Origin of the sequence: Campylobacter concisus (genome assembly GCF_003049705.1) — a bacterium.
Lineage (GTDB): Bacteria > Campylobacterota > Campylobacteria > Campylobacterales > Campylobacteraceae > Campylobacter_A > Campylobacter_A concisus_AR.
Genome location: NZ_PIRF01000001.1, coordinates 80309 through 99707, shown reverse-complemented (window position 1 = coordinate 99707; position 19399 = coordinate 80309). Strand labels below are relative to the sequence as shown.

Here is a 19399-nt window from a genome sequence, read left to right as displayed (position 1 = left end):
AAATATGAGACCAAGTATGAGATTTGTATAAAATTGGCTTTAGGGAGAAATTGTTTAAGAAAATCAACCTTATCATATAGCATCCACATAGTGTCTGATGCTACCCAGCAAGTAAGGCCTAATAATATATATATCCAATATGTTTTTAAATTTTTTGTCTCTTTTAGCTTTAAAAAGATAAATAATGTGATCATAAAATCAAATAGAGCAGTAATTATGTCTTCATAAAAACCACTAGCAATAAAACAACTAACAACATATACACAAAAAAGTATCAACATAAATAAAAAAGATACTTGATTTTCGTTACTTATTTTACTTATCATGTTCTGTCTTTATCTATCTTTCTCTGCCTTTTTGGCTAAACTTTGCCATCTTTGCCACTCGCCACTTTCATCGACGTCGTTGCCGATAGCTTCGTATCTAGCGTAAAAATGCTCAACAAATTTCTTGCACTCTTCATCTTTTGGTAGATAGCTTAGTTCATCTTTTTGGCAAAATTTCTCTAAAAATGTGCTCGCATCATCTTTTTTAGCGTATGTTTGCGCTAGATCGTAGTAGTTTTCTAAGCAAATTTCTTTAAATTTAGCGTAAGCTTGCTCGCTCATATCTACGCTTAGCTTGCCGTCAAATTTAAGCACACCAGCCCTAAAAAGTAGGCTAAGATGTATGAGTCCCTCGCAGTAATACGCCCTCACCTCATCGACCTTTCGCCATGCGATAAGCCCAACAGCACGGGCTATTAGCTCATGAAAGACGGCCATTTTATACTCCGCCTCTTCATGCAAGAAAAAATTTACTAACCCGCCAGTTGTCGCCTTGTACTCTTCTATAAATTTAAATACGCCACTTTTATTCATGCTCATCTCGGTATCAAGCCCGATAAAGAGGATGTGTCCAAACTCATGGCCGATCGTTGAGATTTCATAGACTTTTTTCCAAATTTTTGGCTTTAAAAATAAAATTTCTCTACCAAAATTCAAAAATTCCTTGCTAAAAATTTCAGCCCCAAGCTTCATAAAAGGCTTTGCTTTTGCTCCTTCATAGACGTGATTTACAAAGGCAAAAATTTTCTTGCCACATTTTGCACTAACACTCTCATCGTTTGGCACGACCTGAGCGCTAAAAAGCCCGTTTAGCTCAGCTCCGTAATAGATCATCGGCACGCTTATATAAAGCTGCGTTCTAGCGATATTTTCGCTAACTGCCCTATTTGTCTCAGCGTTATCAAATTTTATCTTTTCGCAAACACTCTTATAAGTTTTTATCACTTTTTCTTTAAATTTAAGCTCATCTATGCCCTCGCTATCAACAAGTCTAATATCCCACTCAAGTGCGACTGCGTGCGTGTAGGCATCCTCGTAGTACTCTAGAGGATGGCCTGGCTGAAGTGCGCCTTTTACATCCATCCACGCTATCTCAGCCTCTTGCCAAGCGTTTATCACCTTTGTATTATCTTCTTCGCAAAAGGCATTTTGTAGCTTTTCAAGGTATTTTATGTAAGATTTTTGCTCGTCGTTTTTGGCTAAATTTCTTAAAATTTCAAGATTTTTAACAAAAACACTTTTAAGCTCTCTAACCTCATCTTTAAAAGCAAGCGCATAAGGCAAAAAGCTAAATTTCTCGCCCTCTTTGCAAACTGCGCCATACGTTCTATCAGCTCTTACGCCGTTGCTATCACACTGAAATAAAGCATTTTTAGTAATAAACTCATTTGCCTGGCTTAAATCTTTAAATTTAGCCTCAAACTCTTTGTTTGTAGTGTCTATTATCTTTTCTTGCCATGAAATTTGCCACGCATTTAGACTAAGCCCAAGTTCATGCATCACCTGCACAAAAACTTGGTTAAATGGATCTAAAATTTTCTCTTCTTTGGCCTTTTCTAAAAGCTTGGCGTGCAGGTTTTCATATAAATTTCTAACGTAGCCATACATTAAATTTAGCACTCGTTTTTGCTCATCTTCGCCTAAATTTAGCTTTTTTAGCTCATTTTGAAGCGGATCTACTTTAAGATCTACTATCCTTCTTGCAAGAGCCAGTTTTTGGCTTGGTGTACCAGCAAGACCACAAATTTTAACAGCTTCGTTTATAATGTCATCGTCTAAATTTTTATAAATAGCATTTAACTTATTTTTTTGCTCTTTTGTAAGCTCATTTAATCTTTTAAAATCGTTCATATTTTCATCCCCTGAAGTTGCAAGATTTTAGCATAAAGCCATTAAAATTTGCTACAATCAACCAAAAATTTTAACATCTAAAAGGCAAAAAATGGATATTTTAAAAGATTTTGGTGAGCCGCGCATAAAACAAGTCATGCTGCCAAAAGATACAAACTCGGCTGGAAATATATTTGGCGGTTGGATAATGAGTCAGATCGACCTTGCAGGTGCACAAGCCGCAAGAGAAATTTCTCCCGAACGCGTTGTGACAATTTCTATGAAAGAGATCATATTTAAGCAACCAGTTTTTGTTGGCGATGTGCTAAGCTGCTACGCTAAAATCATCTCTGTTGGCAAAACTTCGATAACAACGCAAATAGAAGTGACTGCACTTAGGCTAAATGACGGTGGCTTTAGAGAGACTATACACGTTACTAGCGCTACTGCAACTTACGTAAGCGTAACGAAAGATGGACTTAAAAAGCCAATCGATGAGAAACTAAAACAGCTTCATGGATTTTAAAAATTTGGTTGCGATTTATGCAACCAAATTAAAAAATTAATACTACTTTTAAAAATTATTGAAATTCTTAAACTAAAAGCAATATTTTTCAACTTCTTTAAATGCTTTGTGAAGTAAAATCAGGCCCTATACATTTTTTGGGAGAATCATGAAAAAGTCACGTTTAGGCCTTTTGCAAACACAAATTTTAGATATCCTAACTCAATCCGAGCTTGATAAATTTGAGTACAAAAACCTTCCAAAAACAAGCATCATCTACGCAGAAGAGATCAAGATCATCATTTTAAAAAGCGGCTGTGCAAAGCTTTCGTTTTTTGAAGATGGGGAAGAATTTATCCTTTACCGTTTGGAAGCAAATAACATTGCTGTTCTTGATGATAACTGCGCTTTTGAAATTTTAGAAGATGCAAAAATTTACTCCATAAACTTAAGCGAAATAAGTGAAATTTTATCAAATGTAAATGTTGTAGATGAAATTTTAAAAGCGGCGTTAAACGCCATTATCGTGCAACGCCAAATCATAAAATCCATACTTTTTGAAGATGCAAAAGGCAGGATTGCAAATTTTTTGATCGAGCTTGCAAAGGAGCAGGATCTAAAGCAAAATGGATATCACTACATATTTTTGCCATTTTCTCTAAAGGTGCTCTCAAGCTTTGTGGGGCTCAAACGCCAAAGCGCTTCAACTGCCTTTAATGAGCTTATAAAAAACGACATCATAAGAAAAATAACGCCACATGAGTTTTTGATCATAGATTACGAAAAGCTCGAAAGTTACACAAACTAAAAATCAAAAATTTTTATAATGGCTAGCAAAGAGTAGCCTTAGAGGATTAGTCTTTGCCAAAAAGCAAAGACTAAAAATTTTTAAGCTTTTTTCTTCATATCAAATTTATTAGCCATAAAGCCAACTAAACCAACAAAGAAAAGTCCGCCACAGATATTACCAAGTGTAACTGGAACTAAGTTTTTACCGATGAAATTTCCCCAGTTTAAAACTTCTAGTTTTTCAGCCGTAATACCATGTCCTAGAGCCGCAGCTGCAGCAGCGATATCTCCGCCGTTTGCTGCTATATAGTGAGCTTTTGAGATGATGGCTTCAGTGATTATGAACATATTTGCCACGCAGTGCTCCATTGAGCAAGCCACAAATGCGCCGATCATCCACATAATGGCAAAGAATTTACCAGATAGATTGCTCTCGCTTGTCGCAGTCCAAATAGACATACAAACAAAGACATTACAAAAAATTCCGCGGATAAATAGCTCATGAAATGGTGCTGTGATCTTGCCAATGCCAGCTGGTATAAAGTGCTGCAAGATGTAGCCATCATACTTTAGTGGCAAGCCTGAGTAGTAGTACATATAAGCAATCAGTGCGCCGCCAACGAAGTTAAATATCCAAACGATAGCCCAGTATCCGATAGTCTTACCTAGTTTTAGCTTTCCTTCATATGCGCTAACGCCGCTTAAAACTGAGCTTGTAAAAAGATGTCCGCCATAAAAGACAACCATCATAAGACCACAGCTAAATGTGATACCGCCGATAAAATTTGAAAGACCAATAGACTGATTTTCAGCCATACCAACTGTCGAGTGAGCCCAGAAAATATCACCCATAGCAATAGCAGCTCCAGCCATGATAGCAAGGAAGATAATACTAGTAAGCGGCATATGAGCCTTATGCTCCATAGAGCTTGAGACCGCTTGAGCGGTTTCTGCCGGATTTAACATCACATTCTCCTTTTTATTTTCAATCTCGCACATGAGCCAAGCTCATCTTTGCGACCAAAGTTTAACACTTTGCAAAATCACTAAAGTCAAATCACTGCTTGCGGTTAAAAGCAAATTTTGCCTTTAGCAACTAAAAAGACTAAATTTAGCTATTTGCTAAATTTAACCGACTAAATTTTTATCAATCTCTACAATTCTTAAAAATGCTTTTCTGGCACTTTTTTTAGCCTGCTCGCTTAGTCCTTCTTCGAAATTTAAGACATTTTCGAGCAAGACGCTAATGCCAAGAAAAAGCGTCTTTGGGCAAATTTTACGCAAATAGCTTAAAAGTACTGGAGTTGGTAGATTGTGAGTTGAGTAGATGTAGTCTCTATCGTCACTTAGGTCAAAAAACTCTATCTTATCCTCATCAAAGCCGCTCATCGCATCGACTACTATCAAGATATCAGGCGCAAATTCTCTAATAGCTGAGAATTCATTCTCAGGCACATCTTGCCCAAAAAAGACCTTCCACTCTTTTAGCTCAGCTTCTACGATGCGGCCTACTTCATTGCCCACATCATCATCGCCACGCATAGGATTACCGATGCAAAGGATGGCTTTTTTCATCAAAAGTCCTTCCTAAGCACGATATAACCCTCTTTTAAATTTGCCAAAATTTCTTTAAGCTTACACTCACAAAGCTGCGGCAAGAGTTTAGCGATATGCTCGGCAAAAATTTCAACTTCAAAATATTTGCTTAAATTTCCGATCTTAAATTTCACATATTCGCCTGAGTTTTTGATCATCTCGTCAAATTCCTCATCGCTTAGCTCTAAAATTTTCTCGCTAAAGTCTATCGTGCCAACGCCGTGTCCCACGCAAGTGGAGAAAACTTTTATCTCCTTTAGCTCGCGTGGAAGCTTATCGTTGTCGTCCATATGCCTTTTTGTAAGCTTATAAACTTGTATCATCTTTTACTCCAAACCTCGCTATCAACGTCTATCGCAAAGCTTTTATCAGCTTTTGCATATTTTAGATAGACATCATTATGCAAAAGCCCCATGCACTCAGCATATCTAGGATCTTCCTCTTTTTTGATAGCTGTAAGCACAGCCTCTCTTGAAATGCTTGGGTCATGAACATCTTTTGAACATTTGATAGCATTCATATATTTTTCAAAAAGGATTCTACCAAAGATATAGCTCATTAGCCTTCTGCTTTCAGCTTGTAAGTCACGCTCAAATAAAATATCGCCTATGACTGACTTCTCAACTGAAGGCGGCAATGTATTATCTTCTTCATAGCTTTTTTTATGAAGTTTTTGATCGATGATACCAAGAGCCATGCCAAGGCCGTAAATAATGCTTGCTGGATGTGGAGGACAGCCTGGGATATAGACATCGACTGGGATTATCTTATCAATGCCACCCCAAACGCTATAAGCGTCGTGGAAAATTCCGCCACTGCTTCCGCACGCACCAAGAGCAACTACGATCTTAGGATCTGGAGTCGCCTCATAAGCACGAAGAAGCGGATAATACATCTGCCTTGTTACAGGACCGGTGCAGAGCAAAATATCAGCGTGTCTTGGGTTTGCTACAAGCTTAAAACCAAAACGCTCAGGATCCCACATAGGTGTAATAGCTGCAAAAATTTCTATCTCACAGCCGTTGCAGCTTCCGCAGTCGATCCTATAAACGCTAAAGCTTCTTTTGATATTTTTTAGATGCTCTAGCTTTGCAGTTAGATCATTTGCTGTTTTTATGTCCTCTGGGACTTGATATAGACTCATTTTATAGCCTCCTCAATGCCTTTTGTTAGCCTCTCAGCAGATTGATTTTTCTTGCACTCTGGGCAGATATAAAGGTAGTCTTTTGCCTCTTCAAGTCTGCCTGGGAGTAAATTTGCAGTGCCAAGCTTTTCAAGTGTGAAATTTATAAGCCTTTTTGGCGTAAATGGCTTGCCGCAGCATTTGCAAGTTTGCATCTCAAGCTCGCCTCTTTGTATAAGAGCACTCTTGTCAAATTTAACCGCAAGCTCAAAGCTATCGCTAAGCCTTACAGCTCCAGTTGGGCAAACCTCATCGCAGCGACCGCAAAATATGCAGCGCCCGCAGTCAAATTCCCAAACAAGCTTTGTTTGCTCATCGTTCATCTTAAGCTCTATCGCGTTACTAGGACAAGCGATACCGCAAGCTGCACAACCTATGCAAAGATCGTATGTATAGTTTGGCTGACCACGGAAATTTTCAGGAACAATATATGGCTCAAATGGATAGGCGTATGTCGCCTTTCCATATTTTTCTGTGATGTCAAATAACTTCATCATCTTAAATCCTTTTTACTAACCCCGCCATCTTGACAGAATTTTTTAAGGTCTTTTTCTGTTAAAATTTTGCTCTTTTTAGTCCTTACATCGACTAATGTAACACGCTCTGTACATGAGTAGCAAGGGTCAAGTGAGCAAACGATAAGCGCAGCGTCACTTATGTTGTTGCCTCTGAATTGATATCTTAGGCTTGGCCAGTTGTTATATGTTGCAGCTCTGCATCTCCAGCGATACACTTTTTGAGCGCTGCCTTGCATGATCCAGTGAACATTCTCGCCACGTGGTGCTTCATCATGACCAAGTGCAAAATTCTCAGGTTTGATCATAGTCACAGGATCGATCATGATCGGAGTTTGAGGCATTAGCTCAAAGCATTGGCGGATGATGTGGATAGAGCTTTTTAACTCTTTATATCTAACCATCTCGCGAGCAAAAACGTCGCAACCATGCTCAACTGCTACTTCAAATTCTATCTGTTTAAAGAAGTCGTATGGGTGATCGTAGCGGTTATCACGTTTAAAGCCAGAGCCTCTCATATTTGGACCAACTGGGCTAAAGTCACGTGCTATTTGGCGATCTAGGATACCCACACCTTTCCAGCGACCGATTTGACGTTTATCCTCCATAACTGCGTCCCAAATTTCTGAAATTTGAACGTCAAGTTTGTTAATGATCTCGATGCCTTTTTTGATCTCTTGGTTTGTCATATCACGTCTTAAGCCACCCATAACGACGTTGCCGTATGTTTTACGTCCTCCAGTTACTAGTTGAGCTAGCTCCATAGAGTACTCACGAACCCTAAAGATGTGCATAAACGCATTATAGTTACCAGTGACCTCACAAGCTAGACCGATATTTAAAAGGTGGCTATGAAGACGCTCGATCTCAAGACAGATGACACGTATAGCTTGAGCTCTTAGTGGAATTTCAAGCTTGATAGCTTTTTCTGCTGCTTCGATACAAGCGATAGCGTGAGCATAACCACAAATTCCACAAACGCGCTCTGCAAGATAGCCCATTTGATCATAGTTCATTCTGTTTTCAGCTAGCTTTTCCATACCGCGGTGTTGATAAAAGAGGCGGTAGTCAGCATCGATGATCTCGTCGCCGTCACAGAAAAGTCTAAAGTGACCTGGCTCATCTGAAGTAATATGTAGTGGTCCAAGTGGCACATCAACTACTGCATCACCTGTTGGAAACAAAAATTCAGAATCAGGCTCATCTCTATGGTCAACCGGATCAGGGCGGTAGCGATAATCCATCGCATCTTTTCTAAGTGGATGAAGTCCGTCTGGCCAGTCATCACTTAAAACTAGACGCCTTTTATCAGGCAAACCTTCGGCTACCAAACCAAACATATCATAAGCTTCTCTTTCATACCAAACACAAGCTGGCACTAGCGGGGTAACTGATGGGAATGTCGGATCGCTTCCTGGGATAAGCGTTTTAACAGTGATAAAGCACTTATCCTCAGCTGCAAAATCATCCGCTTCAGTCATCTTGCTACCTTCCATTGAAAGAGCATAATAAAGCGCAAAACTGCCATTTATCTGGCGCTCGTCATTTGGTATCATCGTGCTTATGAAGCCGCCAATATCATAATAAAGCGTTTTAACAGCTAGTGGAAGATCGTTTCTATCAACCAAAACTGTGATTTGATCGTCTGCTTGACGAGTTACTTCTAAAATTTTTACCTTGGTTTTTAGGATTTCTATAAATTTATCGCCTCTCATTTTAAAGCTCCCATCATTATATTAACACCGTTATCTACTAGCGTATAAAAGCTATCTACGTGCCATACGCCAAAGATTATGATAAGGGCACAAAGTGCTATAAGAGGTAAATTCTCTAACAAACTCATCTCTTTATTATGAACAACCACACCTTTTGGCTCGCCAAAGCTTGCCATGTTAAAGTGTGCAAAGTCAGCTATGAAAATAACTGCAAGTGCAATAGCAAATAGCGCAACTGCGATGTATTGACCACTTGTGATAGCTCCTACAAAGACGTTATATTCGCTAACAAATATAGCAAATGCTGGAACACCAACTAGTGAGCAAACAGCCGCGCCAAACATTATAGTGGTGATCGGTGCGATCTTAACCATGCCGCCCATCTTGCTCATATCTTTGTGGCCATAAATTCTTGCTATGTTGCCGGTTGAGCAAAACGCAAGAGCTTTAGTAAAGCTGTGAGCCAAGCAGTGAAATATCGCTGCAAATAGACCAAATTTACCGCCAACACCAAGTGCAAATGCGATAACACCCATATGAACAATTGAGTGGTACGCAAACATTCTTTTTACATTGTGTTGTCTGATTAGGAAAAATCCCGCTACAAAAAGAGTGATAGTTCCTGAAACGATCATTATGCCCTCAACAAAGCTAAATCCAACAGCTTGAGCTGTGATAGCATAGTATCTCAAAAGTGCTAGCATCGCACATTTTAAAAGTACACCTGAAAGCAAAGCTGAGATAGGTGCTGGACCTTCAGCGTGAACGTCTGGTAGCCAAGTGTGAGTTGGCGCGAGACCAGCTTTTGTGCCAAAACCAATTAGAGCAAATACAAAGATAAGTTTTGCTGCATCTGGGTTTAAATTTTTAGCGTTTGCCATTATGCTTGAAAATAGCATAGAAGCTTCGCCATCTCCTAGAGTGCTAAATGTGGCTGAATATAAAAGAACAGTCGCATAAAGTGCAAATGCTAGACCGATTGAGCAAAGAACAATGTATTTATAGCCACTTTCTGTTGATTTTTGATCTTTGTGAATAGCGACCAAAAATACTGAAGCAAGAGTTGTGGCCTCGATAGCTGCCCACATAAACGCAACGTTGTTGCAAATAACGCTTAAAGTCATTGTAAAGATAAATACATGGCTTAATGCATAATATTTTTTAAGATCACTTAAGTGGATGTGCCCATCTTCAAGCTCCCATCTCATGTAGTGGATAGAGTAGAAATTTACTATAAATCCAGTTACTGCTATAAGTACCAAGAAAACACAGCCTAAGCTATCTAAAAACAAAAATTTATCAAAACTATAAAAAGTTCCGCTACTTAAGACTTTAAGAACATTGTTAAGTAAAGCCACCGATGTCGCAGCAGAAAACAAAACGTGAAGTCCGCTTAATACCGCATAATTTTTAGGACTCAAAAACAAGACCAAAGCACCAAGGAGCGGTAAGATAAGTATTAAAGCTAAACTATCCATCTCTAACCCCTTAAATTTGAAGCTTTAGAAGTATCTAAGCTATCATAAGCTTTATAAAATCTAATCGCTAAGACGCTCATGATGATAACGGCAAATATTGCATCTGTTAAAATTCCAAGCTCGACTAACTCATGTGAGTTATAAGCCATTAGAGCAAGGCTTAGGTGGATACCGTTTTCAAACAAGCAGTAAGCTAGAATTTGTTTTATAAATGAATTTCTTAGCATAAAGCCAAAAATTCCCATCATAAAGACCGTTCCAGCCGCGATTAACATGATCTCTTCTTTGATAAGAGAGAATTTTAAAAATATTGGGTGGATACTCATTGAAAGAGCTAGAGAAAATCCCATAGCAATAATAGGACTTACAAAAAATCCACCAACTGGCTCATCTTCACTAACTACGCCAAGTTTTTTGATAAGCCAGAATAAAATTCCTGGCACAAGCAAAACTTTGGTAAAAAATGCAACGATCGCCCAAGTTTTGAGCTGCTCGGCGTTAAATTTCTCAGATAGCAAGAAAAATATGCTAACTAAAAGTAGTGTCTCAATCGCATAAGCGATGATTGAGAGTTTTAAGCTTCTAAGACCAAAAACCGCAAGCGAAGTTACGATCATGCAAATGGCTAAAATATCAAGTGTTTGCATCTCACACTCCTACTACATAAAGTGTTAGTGCAACAAACGAGATAGCAAGTGCACCAAGTGCATTTTTGCGTAAAGATGAAGTCATTTTAAAGCGTGGGCCAAAGTTATCTATAAAGACAGCCGCTACGTAAAATACTCCAGTTTTTATCACAAAAACGATAATAGCTAAGAAAGGATTGCTAAAATTCCATGGCTCAAATATAGTTAGGAAAAGTCCGATCATAGCAAACTGTTTTAATATAAGTGATGCTTGAACTAAACCAAGGTCGCTACCTGCATACTCGCCAAGTAAGCCTTCTTGAAGCTCTTGCTCAGCTTCAGCTACGTCAAATGGTTTTCTGCCAGTTTCAACATACATGCACCATAAAAATGCGATAGAAGCTACGGCAAAGCTTGGGATTTGATATCCGATAACGCCAGTTTTTACCATCTCTTGGATCTCAATTAAATTTGATGTTTTAGCTGCAAGCATTACTACGATTAGGCACATGATCATAACTGGCTCGACATATACGCCAAGCATTTGCTCCCTACCGCCGCCTGTTGCTGCAAATGGGTTGCCGCTATCCATTGAAGCTGCACCAAATACAAATCTAAGCAATGCGCCAAGATAAAGGATCACAAATATATCTGAATATGCTCCAAAAACAGTGTCTTTGCTATATGTTATAGGTATAGCAGCTAATACTGCAGCTGAAGTTGCAAAAAGGAAAAATGGAGCCCATCTAAATACCCAGTGTGAGCACTCAGGCACGGTTCTTCCTCTTCTAAATAGTTTTATAATGTCGCGATATGTTTGAAAGAAATCGCTACCTTGTTTTGATTGAAGTCTAGCTCTTAGTTTTCTTGCCATACCATCAAACAAAGGAGCTACCAAAACGATAACGACTACTTGAAATATCATTAAAAGTATAGTTTGCATTTTCGTCTCCTAAACTAAAAAGTAGCCCACAGCAAGTATGGCACAAAGATAAATTAGGATATAAAGCGTATAGATGTTTGTGTATCCGCTTTGAACGATGCCTAGTTTATCGGCAAATTTCATACACCATTTGATGACTGGCTCATAAAACATTCCCCACCAGATATCTTTTGGATGGTTGTGATATTCAACCGCGTCAAAATAATTTCTAGTAACGATCTTTTTATCAGCTCTAAATAGCCATTGCATGATCTTTCTAAGATCGCCTGTAAATGGACCACCTGTCATTTGCATACGTGAGCTATATTTAAAGCCGCATGCCCAAGGATCAGTCTCGCGTGGTTTATCTCTATTTGCTTTCATAACAGCAAGGATGATAAATGGCAAAATCATTGTTGAACAAAGAACCAAGGCTATCAACGGAGTTGAGATCATACTGCCTATAGGTGAAGTTACATTTATAGCACCAAGACTAGCTTTATAGTCACTTATAGCGATAGAATTTACAGCTTGCATGATGTAATCAACTATGTAGTTTGCGCCAAGGCCAAAGCCAACGCAGCCTATCATTAGGATGATCATACCAAGAACCATACCTATCGGACTCTCTTTGGCATTTTCCCAAATTTTTTGATCTCTTGGAGTACCTGCAAAGATAACAGCGTAAAGTTTGAGGTGCATACCGACTAAAACGCCTGTTAGTGCAAGAGCTACGACACCAAGTGCAAATGCGTATCTAACTAATGTTCCCTCGCCCATCGCACCTTGAAGCATACCTTGATATGTAAACCACTCTGAAACAAAGCCATTTACTGGAGGCAAAGCTGCGATACCCATGATACCTATAAACATACCAAGGCTTGTCCATGGCATCTTTTTAGCAAGACCACCAAGGATGTCCATATTTTGTGTATGAGTAGCGTGGATAACCGAACCAGCGCAAAGGAAAAGTAGACCTTTAAATATAGCGTGGTTAACTACGTGGTAGCAACCTGCTAGAAAACCTACTGCTGCAAGTGTTAAATTTCCAGCTGCAACGCCATAAATTCCTGTGCCAAGACCTAGCAAGATGATACCTATATTCTCGACTGAGTGATAAGCAAGCAAAGCCTTGAAGTCGTGTTGGCAAAGAGCGTATAAAACACCAAATAGTGAGCTAGCTGCACCAAGAGCGAGTATAGTAAGTCCAAAATATGTGCTAAGCGGCAAGTAAAGTGTAAATTTAACTAGTGTAAATAGAGCAACTTTGATCATAACGCCTGACATAAGTGCTGAAACGTTTGATGGTGCTGCTGGGTGAGCTTGTGGAAGCCAAACGTGAAATGGCCACATACCAGCTTTACTACCAAAGCCAACCAAAAATAGTGCAAATACAGCAGCAGAAGCACCAAATGGCATCTTAACACCCATAAATGCGCTAAAGTCAAAGCTTCCTGCGTAGTAAGCAGTGATAAGCAAACCACAGGTGATACAAAATGCACCGATTTGTGCGATGCCAAGATATACCATAACTGCTTTAAGTGTATTTTTGCCATCATTTACTATGATAAGGAACGATGAGATAAGAGTCATAAGCTCCCATAAAACAACAAAGCAAAATACATTATCAGCGCTAATTACTAGAAGCATTGAAAGGATGAATGTATTAAACAAACATGCAAACACGCCAACATTTGCTTTTTTGATGTACTCATCTGCATAGCTCATACCATAAACGCTACTTGCAAATCCGATGAAAACAACAACAAAGCTAAAGAAATTTCCAAGTGGATTTAGCGCAAATTTTGGCGAATACAAAAAGCCATCCATAAGAGCAAAGCTATCGCTTACTCCCATATTTACAACAAAGTGACACATCGCATAAAAGCAGCTTAAAGCACTTAGACCAAAACCAACCTTTACAGCGGCCTTTGGAGCACAATAAAGCAAGATGCTAACGACAGCACTTACAAGAAATAGCATATAAACCGTAGTCATCTTATGCTCCTTGTCCGTTTAAAATTTTAGTAGCAAATTTATTCGCTGCTTCATAATCTATCCTCTTGCCAAGTTTATGTTTGCCCTCTTCTGGATCAATCATAACAAGAGCACTTGTCGGGCAGACATCAACGCAAGCTGGTCCGTTCTCACGACCAAAGCACATATCGCATTTAACAGCGATATTTTTTGCGCCTGATTGTGACTCTATCTCAAGGTTGTACTTTGGCTCGATAGCGTAATTTACTGAAGGCATAAGCTCTGCACTTGAGCTTATCGCACCGTAAGGGCAAGCGATCGTGCACATCTTACAGCCTATACAAATTTCCTCGTGAAGCTCGATGCAATTATCATTAAATCGTAATGCTCCAGTTGGACACACATTCGCACAAGGACCATCGTCGCATTGTCTGCACTGAGTTGGCATAACGCCAGTAGCTTCTCTTAGCACACTTAGCCTTGCACGTGACAGCTTGCCGCGTTCATAAGCGCTCTTAAAACATGCAGCCATGCAGGTTGCACATCCTATACAGCGTTTATAATCGGCAATCACAAATTTATGTTTTTTCATAAATTCCTCCCATTAAACAAGGCTAAACTGCCCTGCTCACTTTTAAAGTGATGGTTAGTCACCAAAATAGAGATAGTTAAATTTTTATTTAACATCTCAAACGCTCCTTCCTAATTTTTGTAATAATTCTATAACTTACAATGAATAAATTCCGTCATCTATCTGACAAATTTTGTATTTTTAGAATTAAATTTTTATTTTATATACTTTTAAGATTATCTATTTAATATCGATTTTTAGGTATGTTTATTTGCTAAAGGATAATATTTATTAATAAAATTTTCCTATAAAGAGTAAAAATATCTTAATTAAGTTAAAATTTACAAGTTAATTATTTAAGCTCGGGTTAATTAAATAAAACTGAAATTTAAAAATCTAAAATATAATACGGCCTTTAAATTTAAAGGCTTTTTATGGAAATTTTTATAGTTATAGTTTTGCTTATTGTTGCAGTTTTTATTTTTATGAAATTTGTCCCTGTTTTTGGTGGCGCGCCAGATATTAAAAGCCAAAAGCTGATAAAGGCTTCGCCAAATTTCAACGGCAAAGTTTTTATAAATTTAGAACCAACGATTGATATGGTAAAAAATAATCCACAAGCATCTATGTTAAATTATATTCCGCAAGCGCTCTTTCCACCAAAAGGTAAGCTACCAACTAAGCCTTTGCCAAATTTAAAATTTGACGCAAATGCCTTGAAAAACGGCGAGTTTATCTGGCTAGGGCACGTTAGCCTCATATGCAACCTTGATGACAAAACCATCGTCACAGATCCAGTTTTGCACCGAGCATTTCCACTGCCAATTGGCGGTAAGCCCTTTACCTACGAGCATGCTATCACCGCTAGCGACTACCCAGATGCGATCGACATCGCCCTCATCTCGCACGATCACTACGATCATCTTGATCACAAAACGATCCTTGAGCTAAAGGATAGAATTTGCAAATTTCTAGTTCCACTTGGCGTAAAAGCTCACCTTGTAAAATGGGGCGTTGATGAGTCTAAAATTTATGAGTTTGACTGGTTTGGTGATCAAAAAATAGGAAATTTAAACTTCACGTTTTGTCCTTCAAGGCACTTTAGTGGGCGCACATTTAAAAGAAATACGACGCTTTGGGGTGGCTGGGCGGTTGAAGAGGCTGGCTTTAGCTTTTATTTTAGCGGAGATGGCGGATACGGCAAGCATTTTAAGATGATAAATGAGAAATTTGGCGCCTTTGGTCTAGTTTTTATCGAAAATGGTGCTTACAGCGATGGCTGGCCTTACGTGCATATGAAGCCAGAGGAGTCAGCGCAAGCACTAAAAGATCTTGGTGCAAGGCTTGGTGTGCCGGTGCACTGGGGCAAATTTGATCTATCTTATCATGCTTGGGATGAGCCGATCAAGCGTTTTGAAAAGGCAGCGACAAAACTTGAGCTAAACTACGCAACGCCGATGATCGGAGAAGTTTTCACTATCCAAAATCCGCCTAGAAAAAAGTGGTGGGAGAAAATTTAGGAATAAAATTTGCTCTAAATTTTAAAATCCAAAAGGAAATGCTGATGAAAATTTCTGAAAATTTAGCAAATCTAAAAAATGTCATCAATAAAGCTGCAAAAAGTGACCTTGATATGAGCGCAACTGGAAGCTTTTTACAAAATTTAGAAAAAGCAAACAAAGAGACTGAAAAAATTTATAAACAGCTAGAAAAAGAGCTAAAAAGCGATGCGCAAATGTTTAAACAATTTGACTTCATGCAGATGATAACAAAGCTTCAATACGGCAACCTAAAGCCAAATGAACGTGAAAAACTGCTCAATAAAATGAGCAAGATCGCCAAGGAAATTTAATTTTAAATAGGCTTGATGCGGAGCTAAATTTTGCTATTTCTGTGAAATTTGGTGGGTTTTAGTGAGTGATTTGCTTAAAATAAATTTATTTAAATAGCAACCGTTAAAACTCAGATATATTTCTATTTTCTACCGAAATGCTTACGTGGCAGTAATAGTATGCTGCTATTTTTAGAATCTTAGACAAATTTAAAATTTCATAAACGAGTAATTTCGGCTTTGATTTTAGTGGCAAGCCTTGCGGGACCTAAAATCAATAGTCAAATTCTTGCAAGTGAATGAAAGTTTAAAATTTGTAAAGCATATAGACCATATAACTCCTATTCTTTTATTAAGGGAGAAGGGAGCTTAAATTACGGTCTGCTTGCAGTTGCGAGCTAGCAAAGCAAAAGAACTCCCTTCTCCCTTAACAATCCCTCTTCCCTGACACGTTCAAAGGGCATGCTCTAGTGCTAGAGCACTGCATGCAGTTTTGTTAATTTCAATCAAACTTTAATGAGTAATTTCGGTTCTAAAATTTGAGCTAAGCGGTAAGTGAAGCCAGATTTTAGTAGTCGGCTCTTACGAGTGAATGAAAGTTTAAAATTTGCAAGACTGCTTGATTAAATTTTGTAAAAGAATAAATTTAAAGAATACCTATTTATATATGTAAATTTACCAGAGAGGATTTAAGAGCCAAAGAGGCTCTTAAATTTTAGTGTAGTTCGCTCCAAACTTTGCGTTTCCAAAGCCAAGCAAAAATTCCTAATATAAAGAAGTAGATCATGACATAAAGCCCTGTGCTCTCGCGCTCAGCCTTCTTCTTGTCACCTACTTTTTGGATATAAGCTACCACATCGTCTTCAGCGGCTTTATTTAAACCAACTCTTGGCATTGCAGTACCTGGTAGCATCTTTTGAGTATCGTTTATAAATTTATGTAAATACTCATCGCCTTTTGAACGAATCATCATCGATAGATCAGGTGGGTTTGAGCCCATATAAGCAGCAAGGCTTACTTTGTTGCTAAATGCATATTTTTTGTCATATTTTATATCATGACATCTTTGACATGCATCAGCGAAAACCTTTTCTTCAGTGATCTTATTATTTGCCTTTTCATAATCAGCAGATACCTTTTTCAAATAAGCTACTATATCGGCAGTCTCAGCATTTATATCGCCACCAGCACCCATAAATGCGGTCATCGGAAATGGATGCTCGTCGTTAAATTTATGAGTTAGCTTTAAAGCCATATTTGGATTTTTAATGAGTGCAGCTAAGAATTTATCGTCATAAATTTTACCAGCGGTACTAAGATCTGGTGGCACTACACCAAAGCTTTGACTAGCTGTCTCAGCATCCATACCAGCTGGCATACCTGCTGCTTCTATACCGTGGCATCCTGTACATCCTGCTGCTACAAAAGTATCAGCACCCTTTGTGGCGTCACCTTTTGTAAGGTCGATAGAGTTAATGTCATTCCAAAATGCTGTATAGTCATCAAGAATTTTTTGTGCTACTTCTACATCTTTTGTAGCCGTGTCTATACTTGCCTTATTTCCGCTAGCCTTAGCAGTCTCAAGAGCTGCCTTTTTTTGCTCTAAAAAGTGCTTTGCATAGTCAGTATCTTCTTTTGAAAAGTTATACTCAGCATTTGCAGTATGAGGATGAAGTTTTGTATGAGCATAAGGCTCGATACCCCAATATAAAACACCTGAAAGAATAACAACAATGGCAAAAATTTTAAGCTCTTTCATAATTAGCCCCTCTTTCTTTCAAGTATTGTTATAACTGGCAACGCAATTATAAATAAGAACAAGAATAGCAATGATGAATAAAACCCTATCCAGTCATTATAACCACCTGTTGGGAGCTTACCATATATAGATAAAACGATAAGATCAACAACTAAGACCCAAAACCATATAAAAAATAGTGGTCTTTTGTGAGCTGGAGCCACAAGGTCACTTCTATCAAAAAGCGGTATAAGCATAAACGCAACACCTGCAAATGCAAATGCGATAAGACCAATGTTATAAGCAGAAATTCCAGCTATATCAAAGAAGAAGCCACGTAAAATTTCATATTGCCACAAGAAATACCACTCTGGATAGATATGTGGTGGGGTTTTTAGTGGATTTGCTGGCTCAAAGTTAATAGGATCCATTGCAAAATTGAAGTGATAGCAAACGAGGTAGATGACAAATATCATAAAGAATGATACATACATAAAGTCTTTTGCTAAAAATCCTGGCCAAAATGGTATAACTTTAGATTTCGCTCTATCGCCGTGTAGATATTCTTGTGCCTCTACTTCAAAATCTATATCTTCGCTTGTTAGGTTATTAACGTGTGGAACTCTTAAAGAGTAGAAGTGAATAACCAAAACAGCTATCGTTACAAGTGGCAATAAACAAACATGAAGCATAAAAAATCTAGTAAGCGTTGAGTCACCAACTGCGTAATCGCCTCTAATCCACTCAACTAAAGCATCGCCAATAACTGGCACACCGCCAAAAAGCTGAGTGATAACAGTTGCCGCCCAGTAACTCATCTGTCCCCATGGGAGCATATAACCACTAAATGCCTCTGCTGAAAAACAGATAAATAGTACCATACCACTTATCCAAATGACTTCTCTGCCTCTTTTGTATGAACCATAGTAAAGTCCAGTAAGCAAGTGAATATACATAATAAGAAATATCGTAGAAGCTGAAACTGCGTGAATGTGACGCCAAAGCCAGCCATACTCAACCTCTTGCATGATAGTATAATTTACACTATCAAATGCTAAATTTACATCTGGTTTGTAATACATTAAAAGTAAAAAACCAGTAACGATTAAGAGCATAAAAAGCGTTGTTAAAATAACGCCCATTGCCCAAAGGAAATTTATATTTTTTGGAATCCAGTATTCGCTAACTAGAACCTTTATAAGTTTTGTAAAAGCTAGGCGTTGATCAAGCCAGTCAATAACGCCAGTTGATTTATGAGCTAAAGACATTGCTATCCTCCTAAGCTTTTGCTACTAATTTTTCGTATTCTGGGCTTGTTTCGCCTAGAACTAGCTTGGTTCCATCAATCTTAAATGGTGGTATATCAAGTGGTCTTGGAGGAGGTCCGTATGTTTGCATTCCGTCGGCGTTAAATTCGCCGCCATGACAGGCACATACAAACATTTGTTTGCTTGCTTTATACTCAGGTATACAGCCAAGATGCGTGCAAAGTCCGATAAGAACTACGTATCTAGCATCCCCTACGACAACATCTCTTTTGTCATTTTTAGCCATATCAGGACTTTTTTTGAGGATGAAAATAGGCTTTTTACGCCATTCAACCTGCCTCATTTCTCCATCTTTGATCGGACTTAGATCAACTGTTGTGAAACCAGCAGCTTTTACACTTGGAAGCGGATCCCAAGTCTTTTTAACAGCCACTAGTGACATAGCGCCGCCGACAGCTGCCACAGCACCAAACGCAAGGCCGATAAAGCTACGTCTTTCTTGCTTTACTGACATTAAATTCCTTTCTAT

General features: G+C 38.5%; 19 protein-coding genes. 4 read left to right on the top strand and 15 right to left on the bottom strand.

Features of this window, described 5'->3' with window-relative positions:
- Positions 1–335: 335 nt before the first annotated feature.
- Positions 336–2177, bottom strand: a complete 1842-nt coding sequence (gene ciaB / locus CVT05_RS00505; RefSeq protein WP_107697434.1) for an invasion protein CiaB — start codon at positions 2175–2177, stop codon at positions 336–338.
- Between the two features lie 91 nt (positions 2178–2268).
- On the opposite strand from ciaB, the gene CVT05_RS00500 reads away from it, so the two are divergent.
- Positions 2269–2682, top strand: a complete 414-nt coding sequence (locus CVT05_RS00500; protein ID WP_087580368.1) for an acyl-CoA thioesterase — start codon at positions 2269–2271, stop codon at positions 2680–2682.
- Positions 2683–2830: 148 nt separating this feature from the next.
- On the top strand, positions 2831–3469 hold the full coding sequence (locus tag CVT05_RS00495; protein WP_107696032.1) for a Crp/Fnr family transcriptional regulator: 639 nt from the start codon (positions 2831–2833) through the stop codon (positions 3467–3469).
- An 80-nt stretch (positions 3470–3549) separates the two neighbouring features.
- On the opposite strand, the gene CVT05_RS00490 is transcribed toward CVT05_RS00495, so the two are convergent.
- The 11 genes from CVT05_RS00490 to CVT05_RS00440 form a co-directional block, all read right to left on the bottom strand.
- Positions 3550–4416 carry a formate/nitrite transporter family protein gene (locus CVT05_RS00490; protein WP_072594540.1) on the bottom strand — a complete coding sequence of 289 codons (867 nt, stop codon included), beginning with the start codon at positions 4414–4416 and terminating at the stop codon, positions 3550–3552.
- A 162-nt stretch (positions 4417–4578) separates the two neighbouring features.
- Complete coding sequence (locus CVT05_RS00485) at positions 4579–5025, bottom strand: hydrogenase 3 maturation endopeptidase HyCI (protein ID WP_021091859.1); 447 nt, start codon at positions 5023–5025, stop codon at positions 4579–4581.
- Complete coding sequence (locus tag CVT05_RS00480) at positions 5025–5369, bottom strand: formate hydrogenlyase maturation HycH family protein (protein ID WP_107691306.1); 345 nt, start codon at positions 5367–5369, stop codon at positions 5025–5027. Before CVT05_RS00480 ends, CVT05_RS00485 begins: the two co-directional genes overlap by 1 nt.
- Complete coding sequence (locus CVT05_RS00475) at positions 5366–6190, bottom strand: NADH-quinone oxidoreductase subunit B family protein (RefSeq protein WP_021091627.1); 825 nt, start codon at positions 6188–6190, stop codon at positions 5366–5368. Before CVT05_RS00475 ends, CVT05_RS00480 begins: the two co-directional genes overlap by 4 nt.
- A complete protein-coding gene (locus CVT05_RS00470) occupies positions 6187–6726 on the bottom strand; it encodes a formate hydrogenlyase complex iron-sulfur subunit (RefSeq protein WP_021091765.1) in 540 nt (179 codons plus the stop codon). The genes CVT05_RS00475 and CVT05_RS00470 overlap by 4 nt, the downstream gene beginning before the upstream one ends.
- Complete coding sequence (locus CVT05_RS00465) at positions 6723–8459, bottom strand: NADH-quinone oxidoreductase subunit C (protein ID WP_107691304.1); 1737 nt, start codon at positions 8457–8459, stop codon at positions 6723–6725. Before CVT05_RS00465 ends, CVT05_RS00470 begins: the two co-directional genes overlap by 4 nt.
- On the bottom strand, positions 8456–9937 hold the full coding sequence (locus CVT05_RS00460; protein WP_021091695.1) for a hydrogenase 4 subunit F: 1482 nt from the start codon (positions 9935–9937) through the stop codon (positions 8456–8458). The genes CVT05_RS00465 and CVT05_RS00460 overlap by 4 nt, the downstream gene beginning before the upstream one ends.
- Before the next feature lie 2 nt (positions 9938–9939).
- The gene (gene hyfE / locus CVT05_RS00455; RefSeq protein ID WP_107697433.1) at positions 9940–10584 is read right to left on the bottom strand and encodes a hydrogenase 4 membrane subunit; all 645 of its coding nucleotides are present in this window, start codon (positions 10582–10584) and stop codon (positions 9940–9942) included.
- Position 10585: 1 nt separating this feature from the next.
- Positions 10586–11506, bottom strand: a complete 921-nt coding sequence (locus tag CVT05_RS00450) for a respiratory chain complex I subunit 1 family protein (RefSeq protein ID WP_084041928.1) — start codon at positions 11504–11506, stop codon at positions 10586–10588.
- A 9-nt stretch (positions 11507–11515) separates the two neighbouring features.
- Entirely contained in the window at positions 11516–13483 is a 1968-nt protein-coding gene (locus CVT05_RS00445) for a proton-conducting transporter membrane subunit (RefSeq protein ID WP_107697432.1), read from the bottom strand.
- A 1-nt stretch (position 13484) separates the two neighbouring features.
- Complete coding sequence (locus CVT05_RS00440; RefSeq protein WP_087577839.1) at positions 13485–14054, bottom strand: 4Fe-4S dicluster domain-containing protein; 570 nt, start codon at positions 14052–14054, stop codon at positions 13485–13487.
- A 413-nt stretch (positions 14055–14467) separates the two neighbouring features.
- Here CVT05_RS00440 and CVT05_RS00435 point away from each other — a divergent pair, with 413 nt between their 5' ends.
- Positions 14468–15553: an MBL fold metallo-hydrolase gene (locus CVT05_RS00435; RefSeq protein WP_107697431.1), complete on the top strand. Its 1086-nt coding sequence runs from the start codon at positions 14468–14470 to the stop codon at positions 15551–15553.
- 44 nt (positions 15554–15597) lie between these two features.
- Positions 15598–15885 (top strand): hypothetical protein, encoded by a 288-nt coding sequence (locus CVT05_RS00430; protein WP_103640812.1) that lies wholly within the window; start codon positions 15598–15600, stop codon positions 15883–15885.
- Between the two features lie 694 nt (positions 15886–16579).
- On the opposite strand, the gene CVT05_RS00425 is transcribed toward CVT05_RS00430, so the two are convergent.
- The 3 genes from CVT05_RS00425 to petA are packed head-to-tail and all read right to left on the bottom strand — an operon-like array spanning position 16580 to position 19384.
- Positions 16580–17623, bottom strand: a complete 1044-nt coding sequence (locus tag CVT05_RS00425; protein WP_107697430.1) for a c-type cytochrome — start codon at positions 17621–17623, stop codon at positions 16580–16582.
- Between the two features lie 2 nt (positions 17624–17625).
- The gene (locus CVT05_RS00420) at positions 17626–18870 is read right to left on the bottom strand and encodes a cytochrome b (protein ID WP_107697429.1); all 1245 of its coding nucleotides are present in this window, start codon (positions 18868–18870) and stop codon (positions 17626–17628) included.
- Positions 18871–18880: 10 nt separating this feature from the next.
- Entirely contained in the window at positions 18881–19384 is a 504-nt protein-coding gene (gene petA, locus CVT05_RS00415; protein WP_021091707.1) for a ubiquinol-cytochrome c reductase iron-sulfur subunit, read from the bottom strand.
- Positions 19385–19399 lie beyond the last annotated feature (15 nt).

Excerpts from the sequence above, each read along its gene's own strand:
- ciaB (WP_107697434.1), bottom strand. The coding sequence starts at position 2,177 with ATGAACGATTTTAAAAGATTAAATGAGCTTACAAAAGAGCAAAAAAAT.
- CVT05_RS00500 (WP_087580368.1), top strand. The coding sequence starts at position 2,269 with ATGGATATTTTAAAAGATTTTGGTGAGCCGCGCATAAAACAAGTCATG.
- CVT05_RS00495 (WP_107696032.1), top strand. The coding sequence starts at position 2,831 with ATGAAAAAGTCACGTTTAGGCCTTTTGCAAACACAAATTTTAGATATC.
- CVT05_RS00490 (WP_072594540.1), bottom strand. The coding sequence starts at position 4,416 with ATGTTAAATCCGGCAGAAACCGCTCAAGCGGTCTCAAGCTCTATGGAG.
- CVT05_RS00485 (WP_021091859.1), bottom strand. The coding sequence starts at position 5,025 with ATGAAAAAAGCCATCCTTTGCATCGGTAATCCTATGCGTGGCGATGAT.
- CVT05_RS00480 (WP_107691306.1), bottom strand. The coding sequence starts at position 5,369 with ATGATACAAGTTTATAAGCTTACAAAAAGGCATATGGACGACAACGAT.
- CVT05_RS00475 (WP_021091627.1), bottom strand. The coding sequence starts at position 6,190 with ATGAGTCTATATCAAGTCCCAGAGGACATAAAAACAGCAAATGATCTA.
- CVT05_RS00470 (WP_021091765.1), bottom strand. The coding sequence starts at position 6,726 with ATGATGAAGTTATTTGACATCACAGAAAAATATGGAAAGGCGACATAC.
- CVT05_RS00465 (WP_107691304.1), bottom strand. The coding sequence starts at position 8,459 with ATGAGAGGCGATAAATTTATAGAAATCCTAAAAACCAAGGTAAAAATT.
- CVT05_RS00460 (WP_021091695.1), bottom strand. The coding sequence starts at position 9,937 with ATGGATAGTTTAGCTTTAATACTTATCTTACCGCTCCTTGGTGCTTTG.
- hyfE (WP_107697433.1), bottom strand. The coding sequence starts at position 10,584 with ATGCAAACACTTGATATTTTAGCCATTTGCATGATCGTAACTTCGCTT.
- CVT05_RS00450 (WP_084041928.1), bottom strand. The coding sequence starts at position 11,506 with ATGCAAACTATACTTTTAATGATATTTCAAGTAGTCGTTATCGTTTTG.
- CVT05_RS00445 (WP_107697432.1), bottom strand. The coding sequence starts at position 13,483 with ATGACTACGGTTTATATGCTATTTCTTGTAAGTGCTGTCGTTAGCATC.
- CVT05_RS00440 (WP_087577839.1), bottom strand. The coding sequence starts at position 14,054 with ATGAAAAAACATAAATTTGTGATTGCCGATTATAAACGCTGTATAGGA.
- CVT05_RS00435 (WP_107697431.1), top strand. The coding sequence starts at position 14,468 with ATGGAAATTTTTATAGTTATAGTTTTGCTTATTGTTGCAGTTTTTATT.
- CVT05_RS00430 (WP_103640812.1), top strand. The coding sequence starts at position 15,598 with ATGAAAATTTCTGAAAATTTAGCAAATCTAAAAAATGTCATCAATAAA.
- CVT05_RS00425 (WP_107697430.1), bottom strand. The coding sequence starts at position 17,623 with ATGAAAGAGCTTAAAATTTTTGCCATTGTTGTTATTCTTTCAGGTGTT.
- CVT05_RS00420 (WP_107697429.1), bottom strand. The coding sequence starts at position 18,870 with ATGTCTTTAGCTCATAAATCAACTGGCGTTATTGACTGGCTTGATCAA.
- petA (WP_021091707.1), bottom strand. The coding sequence starts at position 19,384 with ATGTCAGTAAAGCAAGAAAGACGTAGCTTTATCGGCCTTGCGTTTGGT.